Here is an 11396-nt window from a genome sequence, read left to right as displayed (position 1 = left end):
CATAAAATCGCTGTAGCCTTTGTTGCAGCGATTTTTATTAAGGAATAGAAATGAAGTTAACTGCAGAAATCAGTATGTATCCGTTCAATGAAAACTATCTCGATCCTATCCAATGGTTTATCGGCAGAGTGGATAGTTATGACAATATTCAACGAGTGACTAACGCGATGGCAACCCAAGTCTGTGGCGAGTATGCTGATGTAATGTCGATGCTAGCCGTTGAAATGCAAGCCGCACATCAAAAGTGGGGTAAAGCTGTTTTTGTGTGTAAATTTATCGGTGGTGAGCTCAACCTAGCTCATAGCGAATAACCACAATGAATGATCTATTTATAACGCTACAACAAGCCTTTAGTGAAGCGTCATTAATGACGTTTTGGGAGGCTGTTGCCGTTATGCTAGCGCTTGCTTACTTAATTCTTGCTATGCGGACTAATATCTGGTGTTGGTCGGCAGCATTTATTAGTACCGCCATTTACACTGTACTATTTTGGAATGTATCGTTATTGATGGAGTCAGTCCTTAATATTTATTATATGGGGATGGCGGTATATGGTTATTGGCTGTGGTTGCACGTGCCACCTTCTCAGCAAAGCAATTTGCACAATTCTGAGCTGCATAATGGTACTCAGCACAACATAGAAACCAATCACCTTAATATTACCAGTTGGTCTTGGAGTACTCACGCTCGGCTTATCGGCGCGACATCATTAGTGTCTATGCTGGTGGGATATTTAATGGCTCATTACACGTCGGCCGCATTTCCCTATATCGATGCGGCAACCACTTGTTTTGCTATCGTTACAACCTATCTAGTAGCGAAAAAAGTGCTGGAAAATTGGCTCTATTGGGTCGTCATTGATTTTGTGTCTATTTACCTTTACTTCCAAAAAGGCTTAATGCTGACATCGGGTTTGTTTGTTTTATACGTCGCAATGGCAGTTGGCGGATACATGATGTGGCGTAAGAAATATCGTCATCATATAATAACGCAACACAATACGAGTCAAGAGGTGGTTGGTGCATAACCAACCATAATATCATTTTATTAGAGTAAATATTTGATGTCCCAGCCGTTGTTATCTCTACCTATCGATGTGCTTAATATAATCAACAAAGCCATGCCAACTACATTATTTCAGCAGCTTGCTACGCAATGTACTGCGGTGTCTTTTCTTAACACAGGGATCAGTAATGTTAATATTAAGTTATCTTGTGAAGATGGCGATAAGGTCTTACGAGTAAATCAGCCTCACAGTAATTGGTGCGATAGAGCGCTTGAAGTTGAATGTTGGCAAGCTGCAATTGTGGCTAACATTGCACCTGCATTGATTTGGGTCAGTGATGATAAGCAAGTGTATCTGAGTGAGTTTATTGATCAACCAGAGACAGACTGGTCGATATTTGCCTCAATGCGCAGTCACTTATCGCTTGGGCAATCGACAAATCAATCCATTTCGGCTGTGGATGCCGTTCCTTTACTTAGTGCATTATTTTGTAAACTCAGTGTGTTGCCGGTGCCGGAGAAAAGCATTACCGTTAGTGAGCAATGGCAACAATATGCATACCAATTAGATTCATTAACGGGGTCGCAAAAAGATCCACAATGGCATGATGCGAGGCAGCAATTGTTACGCTTAAATGGGCTTGTTCGACATTGGTTATCGCAGTTAGAAGCCTGTGTGTTGCTGCCGACTTTTTGTCATCGAGATTTAACTCCACACAATTTACTGCTTAGCGGCAGTGCCCCTCAGCAACTGCTTTGTATAGACTATGAATATGCTGTGGCGAGCCATCCGTTGTTCGATTTAGCCAGCGTCGTGGCTAGTCATCAACTATCAACGATGCAAGCTAACCAATTAATCGATAACGTGATTATGCAATATTGTCAGGTTGCTAGCCTCACCGATGTGTCTGCGGCCAAAGCGGCATTACCCGCCGCAATAAATTGTTTTTGGTTATTCTCGGCAATGTGGGCGTTATTAATGGCAGCCAAAGAACCGCAAAAATCTACACAATACTTACAATACTTTACAAAGTATTTTACATTAATCACTTGCTAATATGCTCTGATAAAGTACAAGCTTCTGATAAAGTATAAGTGAAGTAATACCAGTTCTAATAAATATCTGGTCATTCAGCGCCTACTAGACAAGTAATAAGATTATAGACATAGTTTTTCTACGTCAAAATCATATTAAGCAGCATAGAAGGTTCTGAAACCCGTCCTGCGGGAGTCATTCAGACTTTCTATTTTTTGTTGCATTGTTTCATAAGGGAACAACCATTCTTTCAACAATGCGTCTCAAACTGAAAAATCTGAGTGACTCTGATTGATCACATCATTACTGGAATTGATATAAATTTTGATAAAGGAATTATCTGTGTCTAAAAAATTGATTATCCTACTGTTAAGTAGCTTATTTTTTGTCGGCTGCTCAACCAAAGTAAGCTATTTCTTTCTGGATTGGGCGATAGAGTGGGAAGTTGAAGAGTACGTAGAGTTAACCTCAGAACAGCAAGATAAATTTGATATTATTATTGAATCGTTTTTAGTCTGGCATCGCCAACAAGAATTACCGCGTTATCGTGATCAACTGTCTTTATTATCGACATTGACTAATCAACAAACAATGACCCCGGAGCTATGGCTTAACCAAGTGTCAATGGCGAAGGCACATTGGTCCCGAATTTTCGATTTTGTTATGCCTGATCTGTTACCTATTATGGCGAGCTTATCTGATGGACAAGTTGATCAGATACTGGCGCAGCTAAAAAAAGAACAACAAGAATTAATCGAAGAATACGCCGGCAAAGATCAAGCTGAATTGATAAAAGACTCAGATAAAAGAATCGCCGAGCAATTATCTGAATGGACTGGCGATGCTACAGATGAACAAAAAAACATTATTCATCAAGCTAATACGCAGCGTTTAGCCACGTTAGACATGTGGCTTGAGTATCGCCATGAATGGCTAAGTCAATTTGAACAAGCACTGAAACGCCGTCAGCAAACTGATTATTTTACCCAACAAATGAAATTATTAATGATCTCGCCAGATGAACTGAAATCAGAGGTTTATCGCGATAATGTTACCGAAAACACCCGTAAGTTTGGCTCAATGTTGATTACGCTTAATCAAACATTTAGTCAAAAACAACGTAAGCACTTTGATAAAAAATTAGCTGAATTAGTAGAAGATTTAACTGAATTACACTTAGACAAATAATATCTATTTTTATCCGTTAGTCTCCAAAGCTGAAATATTTTTAATCTTCAGCGGGTCTATTACTACAACAACGATTTCAGCTAGGATTATTTATGCAGACACTAAGTGGATTTTATCAACAGTTTTTAAATGTGATTAAACATACAGAAGGCTTAGCCGCCTTACTGCTAAGGCTTTATCTTGCGCCAGTGCTAATGCAGGCAGGATACAACAAATTGTCACATTTTGAAGACACCGCAGCATGGTTCGGCAATCCCGACTGGGGACTCGGTTTACCTATGCCAGAAGTCATGACTGCGTTAGCTGCAGGCACTGAATTGTTCGGTGGTTTTTTACTGTTGATTGGTTTAGCCACTCGAATCGTGGCATTGCCAATGATGGTCACAATGCTAGTTGCTGTTTTTGCGGTGCATTTACCCAATGGTTGGTTGGCTATTGCCGACCCAAGTTCGTGGTTGGCGAATGAGCAAGTGTTAGCTTCAGCGGAAAAGCTTTCTGCGGCGAAAGCTATTTTACAAGAGCACGGTAATTATGAATGGCTAACCAGTTCAGGTAATTTTGTTATTTTAAATAATGGTATTGAATTCGCGATGACGTATCTAATTATGTTATTGGTATTATTTGTGATTGGTGGCGGCCGTTACACCAGCGTTGATTACTTTATAGGACGCCGGTTGTTAAAGTAACCTTGTTTACATCACCTGAACTCAGTATAAAAAAGGGCTGTTTGAGAGGCGTTTGTTATTTCGAGTTTAGGTTACATAGAACAACCCTAAAAAATCCCACCTAATACGTGGGATTTTTGCTAATATCGGCAGCATAATTTACTCAAAAGGATTGTATCTTGGACGCCAAACAACTGTTATTGACTCGCCAATCGACGCCTCGCCTAGTTGCCCCAGCACCCAATGCCGAACAACTCACTTTTTTGCTTGATGCAGCAGCAAGAGTACCAGACCACGGTGCATTAACGCCTTGGGAATTTATTATTGCGGTAGATGATGGCTTAGCTAAGTTGGCAGATATTTTTGTTGATGCGGCTAAAAAAAGTGGTGCAGATGATACTTTTCTGACTAAAGTCGCTAACATGCCTTATCGTGCGCCTATGGTGATTACGGTCGTCGCCAAAACACAAACGCATGATAAAGTACCCGTTTTAGAACAGCATATAGCAGCGGGTTGCGCCACGATGGCAATGCAGCAGGCGGCATTTGCGATTGGGCTAGGTGCGGTATGGCGTACAGGCGATTTTGCTTTTGATGCTAATGTGAATAACGCATTAGGATTAGCCGCAGACGATCAAATTGTTGGCTTTTTATATGTTGGCACCCCAGCAGTGCTCGCTCCCACTAAACCGCTTAAAAGTGGCCAGCAATTTGCGCGATATTTGTAAGCATTGCAAGGTTGGGGTTATGACCAATGGGCCACGACGTTGGTGGCCGCAGGCCATAAGTACAAAGCAAAACAAACACCAAGATCTCGGCTTAAAAGCATTAGCGGGACGACGAGAAGAGGGTTAACAAGCTCTTGTTCAATAATATATTAAGAAACAATCAGACTTTATTCACTGAACTTCAAAGCAAAGCTCTAAAACAAATCTATTCGTAGAACTCGAGTGGGATCATGTTTTGATAGACATAATAGCCTAATGGTCCCATTAACAAACTCAGCATAGACCACACTACACGTTGACCATGTTTGATATGTGCTTTCGAGGTATAGGCTCGATAGCAAAAGTGAATATGTAAAATCAGTAATGCAATGAGCATTAATACTAACGTAATATCCATATTATTCATGTCATGTTCCTTTGCGTTCCAGCAATGACTTATCTAAGTGTAAGCTTAAAATTAAAATCTGCAGTAAAAATAATAGAAATCCATGTTCTTAAACGGCTATTCACTGCTAACACCTTTAATTTACGTTAAAAATTATCCGATTAATAGCCCGTAAACCATTAAATATTCATAATTTTTTAATTTTTGCACAAAGGTATTACTTGTCCATCATTACGTACTGAATGTTTGAGGTAAATCAAAGTTTTTTGTGGTAACCACAATGGATATTTGCACATGGTCACGTTAAATAGCGGGCTATTGATTAATGTGGTTAACCAAGCGTTAACTTTAGGGTATGGCATGGTGTCAAACCACGAAGGTTCAACATTAGCAAACTGTCGAATAAACGGAAAAATAGCAAAATCAGCTAGTGTTGGGCTGTCGGTACACAAATAGTTGTGCTGCAGCAACTGCCTTTCCAACAACTGAATAAACAGCTCTGCCTGTTGTCGATACCAAAGTTGACTGTATTCAGGGAACCTGTCGGCATACTTATATTTATCTAACCATGGTTTAAATTGATTATCATTGGCATTAATGAGCGATTCAGTCATTGATTTATCTAACCAGTATTGCAGGACTTGATACTCTTCTGTGGTTAAGTAATGGTTTTCTGGCGCTGGGTGTTCAGTTAATACAAAGCGCATAATATCTAGACTTTCACTGATCACTTGGCCGTTAGTAAACTCTAAAACCGGCACTGTGCCTTTGGCCGAAATGGTGATCAGCTCTGCGGGTTTATTTTTAAGCTCTATTTCACGCACTAACGGATTCAGTTGGCTCAAATGAAGACTAATACGTGCTCGCATAGCATAAGGGCAACGACGAAAGGTGTACAAAATGGCAGAATTCATTAGGTGTCTATAAAATGATGTCTTGCTAATAGAGTAACGTTTCTTGGCTGAAAACCCAAAATTAACCGCTACCAACATTGTAAAAAAGTACATCTGCTGGTTTTAGTATTTTTTTGACTGTGATTTAGGTATACTTTCGGCCGTTTTTTTGAGTCTGTGCACAATGTGCAGACCTTATTTATATGCACAGTAATATGCACTGGAAATTAAGTTCCAGCCAGCGGAGACCTCATTTTTATGCAACAACCTAAACAAGCGTCTAAACAAGAGCCTAAACAAGAGCCTAAACAAGAGCCTAAACAAGAACCTATTCAAAAAGCTATAACAGCTGCATCTCAAGCCCAAGTCGCTGTGTGCGCGTTATATAAATTCGTGGCATTACCGCATTTTGAGGCAGTTCGTCAGCCATTGCTGAGTGTCATGGAACAAAACGAAATTAAAGGCACTTTGTTGCTTGCTCAAGAAGGCATTAATGGCACTGTTGCAGGAACCTCATCAGCGATTGATATTTTATTGGCCTGGTTGGGCACTCAACCTGGTTTAGATAATATCGTGACTAAGCTATCTTTTGACGCTGAAATGCCGTTTTATCGCACCAAAGTGAAGCTGAAAAAAGAAATTGTGACTATGGGTATTGAAGGTATTGATCCTCGTAAAGTCGTCGGGACCTATGTGAAACCTAAAGACTGGAATGCACTTATTTCAGATCCAGATGTGGTGTTGGTTGATACCCGTAATGATTACGAAGTGAAGATTGGTACTTTTAAAAATGCTGTTAATCCAGTAACCGAGACTTTCCGTGAGTTTCCTGAATATGTGAAGCAAAATTTAGATCCGGCTAAACACAAAAAAGTGGCGATGTTTTGTACCGGTGGTATTCGCTGTGAAAAATCTACTGCATATTTGAAAGAGCAGGGCTTTGATGAGGTATATCATCTTGAAGGCGGCATATTAAAATATCTTGAAGAAGTCGAGCAAGAGCAAAGCTTATGGGAAGGTGAATGCTTTGTGTTTGATAACCGCGTAGCGGTAAATCACAGCTTAGAAAAAGGTCAATACGATCAGTGTAATGCTTGTCGTATGCCAATTACTGAAGCAGAAAAACAAACTGAAGCCTATGTTCAAGGAGTCAGCTGTCCTCATTGCATTGATAAAGTGCCTGAAGAACAACGTCAGCGGTTTATTGAACGTGAACGTCAAGTCCAATTAGCCAAGCAACGCGGTGAAGCGCATATTGGTAGCGATGTAAAGCAAGTGATTGATGCTCGTCGCCAACAAAAAGAAGCTCAGCGTAAAGCACAAGAAAAAATGAATAACAAAGGCTAATGAATACCTTTGCTAAAACGAAAGCCCAATCTACATAAGATTGGGCTTTTTTGTTATGGGCACAGTATTAATAGTTACCCTATTAGGTTAGTTAGATTTTTATCATTTTAAACGCCATATACAGCGTTGCCTTTTAAGATAGGGGACTCGCTTTACCCAAGCGGGAGATAAAACAGTGATAAAGGGTTTAGCAAGTGTCATAAGTGTGTTATTTTGAGCGCTTTTTTCGATTAGATGACAGAAGGTAAGTCAATGTTTGTTGGATTTGATTACGGCAGTGCCAACTGTGCGATTGGGGTAATGATTGATGATACGGTATCGTTATTACCATTATCAACTCATTCGGATTTTATGCCTTCAACGTTGTACGCAATGGATCGCGAGCTTATTGCCGAGGCGGTATACCAAGGATTACCAGAACACTTAAAAGCAGAGTATTCTCATTTGCGCAGTTCTCAGTTAATGCGTGCAAAACAAATGCGTCATGAGCTTGATCTGTCGCCGAATGAACAAGCCGTATTTGTTGGCCAAGCTGCGATAGATGCTTATTTAGACATGCCTGAAGAAGGTTTCTATGTCCGTTCTCCAAAGTCTTTTTTAGGTGCCAACGGATTACGTGTTGAACAAATAGCCTTATTTGAAGACATTGTCACCTTGATGATGCAACATGTTAAAACACTAGCCGATAAAGCGTTAAACGCAAAATCGCTTAGCGCAGCGAGCCATGCGGTGATAGGTCGACCGGTTAATTTTCAAGGCATAGGTGGCCAAGACAGTAATCAACAAGCTGAAACCATTTTACGCCTGGCGGCTACTCGTTCAGGCTTTACTGATGTGAGGTTTTTATTTGAACCCTTAGCTGCAGGTATGGATTTTGAATCAAACCTTAGCGATGACAATACCGTGTTAGTGGTCGATGTTGGCGGTGGTACGACAGATTGTTCAGTGGTAAAGATGGGGCCGTCCTACATTAAGCAACAAGACCGCAGCCCAGACTGCTTTGGCCATTCAGGTCAACGGATTGGTGGTAACGATTTAGATATCGCATTAGCGATGACTGGATTGATGCCAAGCTTTGGTGCAGACACGTTAATGATTAACGGTAAACCTATGCCAAGAACACCTTTTTGGAACGCGGTGGCCGTCAATGATATTAGTGCCCAACGTGACTTTGTTAGTTTACCTTCTCGTAAGTTAGTTGAGCAGCTAATCAAAGAAGCACAGCAGCCTGAACTATTAGTTCGTTTACAAAAAGTACAAAAGAATCAAATGAGTTATCAAGTGGTACGCCAAGCTGAAGCGGCGAAAATTAGTTTGTCAGACAATGATACCATTCTATGTTCGTTAGATTTTATTGAAAAGGGGCTGTTAGTCCCATTAACAGCAGCACAGTTTGAGCAAGCCATTAATGATCCCTTAGCGAAAGTTGAAGCATTAATGAAACAAGCGATGCAAACGGCTATCGCCAAAGCGGAGCAACAAGATTGCGATATGCCAACCAGTCCTGATATTGTATATGTAACAGGCGGTACGGCCCGAAGCCCAGCTATATACAATAAAATTGCTAGTGTTTACCCCAATGCCAAAGTGGTGGTGGGTGACCATTTCGGTTCGGTAACAGCAGGTTTAACCCGTTGTGCTCAAAGTGCATTTAACTAAAATTCATTGCACTTAGCTCGCGAAGGCTGATGGTTATGTTAAAGGCTGATGGTTATGCTAAAGGTTGATCATTGTGCTAATAGTAGAATGATCAACAAGCTTGCTTTGTCTGCCATCAATATGGTCAATTAATATGATTATCGTGCTTACCATAATGATGACAATGTTAGTTATTATTATGGCCTGCGGTGGCCGCGCGTCAGTGTGGACTTATTTGTCATTAAAGGCATAGCCATAATGGTTTACCTTTAATGACAGAACATCTCAATTTTTTATAACAACCTATTTTGATGATATAAACTCATAATATTAAAAGGTGTTACCGATGAAAAAAATGCTAATAGTGCTAGGGTTAACGGCACTTCTTACGGCTTGTTCTGACAATGAAGTCGGTGATGTATCACTTGGGATGTTTACGACACAAGACATAAAATTAAACATTTTAAAGGATGACATCGTAACAGGTGTCACTTGTCACATCGCCTCAATAGAAGAAAATCTTAGTTTTTCAGATCCAAGTGATAGCTCTATCTCTTGCAGACAAACAGGGGAAATCACCACCGATATGATTGCACAAATAGATAAAAGTAAATCTGGTGAAGTTGTGTTTAAAAAATCAAAAAGTATATTTTTCAAAACCATGAAAATCAGAAGAATATTCGATGCTGAAAATCAAACGTTAATGTATGTCTCTTACTCTACCAAAGAAACATCGGGAAGCTTCAAACACAGCCTTTCGACCGTTCCACTTTGGGGAACCAAAGCTTATGTTGACCTCGCACCAGCTCACTAAGGGCAAAGGTCTGTCTTGCTTCGAGCATATTTAGTATGCATTTTCTACCATCTTGTTATCTGGTTATCTTGTTATCTGGTTTTGGTACAAGGGAAAATAGGTTGTTCGGTTAATTGATTTCACAATGAATCATTAACAGGTTAACTCGCCATTTAAGGCATACAAAAATGCCTGTTAGGTTCGCTAACAGGCATGTCGAATTGAGCAGATTAAATGAATACGTGAATTAACACTCGACGATATTCACCGCAAGACCGCCTTTTGCTGTTTCTTTGTATTTACTGCGCATGTCTTTACCGGTTTCCATCATCGTTTTAATGACTTTATCCAGTGACACTTTGTGATTACCGTCACCGCGAAGTGCCATGCGTGAAGCATTAATCGCTTTTACAGCACCCATAGCATTACGTTCAATACAAGGTACTTGGACTAGGCCGCCAACTGGATCGCAGGTTAAACCTAAGTTATGTTCCATGCCAATTTCAGCGGCGTTCTCAACCTGTTCCACGGTTCCGCCCATGATTTCAGTTAACGCACCGGCTGCCATTGAACAGGCTACGCCCACTTCACCTTGGCAACCCACTTCAGCGCCAGAAATCGAGGCATTTTTCTTGTACAAAATACCAATGGCAGCAGCGGTTAACAGGTAGCGGCTGCACACATCGATATCGACTTCTTGCACAAACATATCGTAGTAACACAATACTGATGGGATAATCCCTGCTGCGCCGTTTGTTGGCGCTGTAACAACGCGGTCGCCTGCGGCATTTTGCTCGTTAACCGATAAAGCAAATAAATCGACCCAGTCCATAGCGGTCAATGGGTCAGTGTTATTTCGCCCTTCCGCTTTTAAGCGACGGTAGAGTGCTGGCGCACGTCGGCGTAATTTTAAACCGCCTGGCAATATGCCTTCTTTGTGATAACCACGTTCAACGCAGTTTTTCATGGTTTGCCAAATTTTCCACAAACCTTGCTTGATATCATCTTCACTGGCAATGCTAAGTTCATTGGCCATCATTAATGATGAAATACTTAAGCCGTTGTCGCAGCACAATTGCAGCAATTGCAATGCACTATTAAAGTCGTAAGGTGCTTGTTCTATTGGCGTTGCTGGAGACGCATTACGTTGAGTGATTTCATCTTCATCAAGAATAAACCCGCCGCCAACTGAATAATAGGTACGCTGATATATGCATTCGCCTTTAGACAATGCATATAAGGTCATGGCATTAGCATGTGCAGGTAAGGTTTTACGTCTGTGGTAGGTTACCCCTTCTTCGCGAGTAAATTTCACCTGACGTCCGTCTGCTAAGGTAAGTTTTTGAGTCGTAGACACAATGTCTAAAATGGCATCAATCCCATCGGTATCTACGGTTTCTGGATCTTCACCCATCAGGCCTAAAATGACCGCTTTTCCTGTGCCGTGACCTTTACCTGTTTGGCCTAAAGATCCAAATAATTCTGCTTGTAACTCATCGGTATTCGCTAATAAATTATTATCAGCGACATGCTGTATAAAAATTTTACCTGCCTTCATAGGACCCACTGTATGTGAGCTAGAAGGACCGATACCAATTTTGAACATGTCAAATACGCTAATCATGTTGTTTAACCCTTGCTGAGTCGTTTATTGTTTTCGTTATAAGTGAGTATAATCGTCAAAAGTAATGTTGGCGGTTTATCTCTTATTCTTGGTA

The 11396-nt window shown here is 40.7% G+C and carries 12 protein-coding genes; 9 read left to right on the top strand and 3 right to left on the bottom strand.

The genetic code is table 11. The features are described 5' to 3' along the window. Positions 1-50 precede the first annotated feature (50 nt). The 6 genes from AAEY97_RS05135 to AAEY97_RS05110 all read left to right on the top strand — a co-directional run bounded on the left by AAEY97_RS05135 (position 51) and on the right by AAEY97_RS05110 (position 4622). A complete protein-coding gene (locus AAEY97_RS05135; RefSeq protein WP_101086833.1) occupies positions 51-311 on the top strand; it encodes a hypothetical protein in 261 nt (86 codons plus the stop codon). 5 nt (positions 312-316) lie between these two features. Beyond that, positions 317-1027, top strand: coding sequence for a nicotinamide riboside transporter PnuC (gene pnuC, locus AAEY97_RS05130; protein WP_101086834.1), 711 nt, complete (start codon positions 317-319; stop codon positions 1025-1027). A gap of 36 nt (positions 1028-1063) precedes the next feature. Further along, positions 1064-2062: a phosphotransferase gene (locus AAEY97_RS05125; RefSeq protein WP_101086835.1), complete on the top strand. Its 999-nt coding sequence runs from the start codon at positions 1064-1066 to the stop codon at positions 2060-2062. A gap of 321 nt (positions 2063-2383) precedes the next feature. Beyond that, entirely contained in the window at positions 2384-3229 is an 846-nt protein-coding gene (locus AAEY97_RS05120; RefSeq protein ID WP_162023366.1) for a DUF6279 family lipoprotein, read from the top strand. A 92-nt stretch (positions 3230-3321) separates the two neighbouring features. Beyond that, positions 3322-3915, top strand: a complete 594-nt coding sequence (locus tag AAEY97_RS05115; protein WP_350997010.1) for an HvfX family Cu-binding RiPP maturation protein — start codon at positions 3322-3324, stop codon at positions 3913-3915. A 158-nt stretch (positions 3916-4073) separates the two neighbouring features. Then, entirely contained in the window at positions 4074-4622 is a 549-nt protein-coding gene (locus tag AAEY97_RS05110; protein WP_101086838.1) for an NAD(P)H nitroreductase, read from the top strand. Between the two features lie 205 nt (positions 4623-4827). On the opposite strand, the gene AAEY97_RS05105 is transcribed toward AAEY97_RS05110, so the two are convergent. Further along, positions 4828-5028 carry a hypothetical protein gene (locus AAEY97_RS05105; RefSeq protein ID WP_101086839.1) on the bottom strand — a complete coding sequence of 67 codons (201 nt, stop codon included), beginning with the start codon at positions 5026-5028 and terminating at the stop codon, positions 4828-4830. Between the two features lie 176 nt (positions 5029-5204). Next, positions 5205-5921 carry a glutathione S-transferase gene (locus tag AAEY97_RS05100; RefSeq protein ID WP_350978140.1) on the bottom strand — a complete coding sequence of 239 codons (717 nt, stop codon included), beginning with the start codon at positions 5919-5921 and terminating at the stop codon, positions 5205-5207. A 237-nt stretch (positions 5922-6158) separates the two neighbouring features. Between AAEY97_RS05100 and trhO the strand changes: the two genes are divergently transcribed. From trhO to AAEY97_RS05085, 3 genes are all read left to right on the top strand, one after another. Continuing rightward, complete coding sequence (gene trhO, locus AAEY97_RS05095; RefSeq protein ID WP_242445136.1) at positions 6159-7247, top strand: oxygen-dependent tRNA uridine(34) hydroxylase TrhO; 1089 nt, start codon at positions 6159-6161, stop codon at positions 7245-7247. A 252-nt stretch (positions 7248-7499) separates the two neighbouring features. Further along, entirely contained in the window at positions 7500-8906 is a 1407-nt protein-coding gene (gene yegD, locus AAEY97_RS05090; protein WP_350978138.1) for a molecular chaperone, read from the top strand. A gap of 325 nt (positions 8907-9231) precedes the next feature. Next, positions 9232-9699 (top strand): CreA family protein, encoded by a 468-nt coding sequence (locus tag AAEY97_RS05085; RefSeq protein WP_101086842.1) that lies wholly within the window; start codon positions 9232-9234, stop codon positions 9697-9699. A 226-nt stretch (positions 9700-9925) separates the two neighbouring features. On the opposite strand, the gene AAEY97_RS05080 is transcribed toward AAEY97_RS05085, so the two are convergent. After that, entirely contained in the window at positions 9926-11302 is a 1377-nt protein-coding gene (locus AAEY97_RS05080; RefSeq protein ID WP_101086843.1) for an L-serine ammonia-lyase, read from the bottom strand. Positions 11303-11396: the final 94 nt, after the last annotated feature.

The sequence above is a fragment of the Shewanella sp. TB7-MNA-CIBAN-0143 genome (assembly GCF_040310065.1).
Classification (GTDB): Bacteria; Pseudomonadota; Gammaproteobacteria; order Enterobacterales; family Shewanellaceae; genus Shewanella.
The sequence above is the reverse complement of the archived record's forward strand: the minus strand, read 5'-3'. Positions and strand labels throughout refer to the sequence as shown.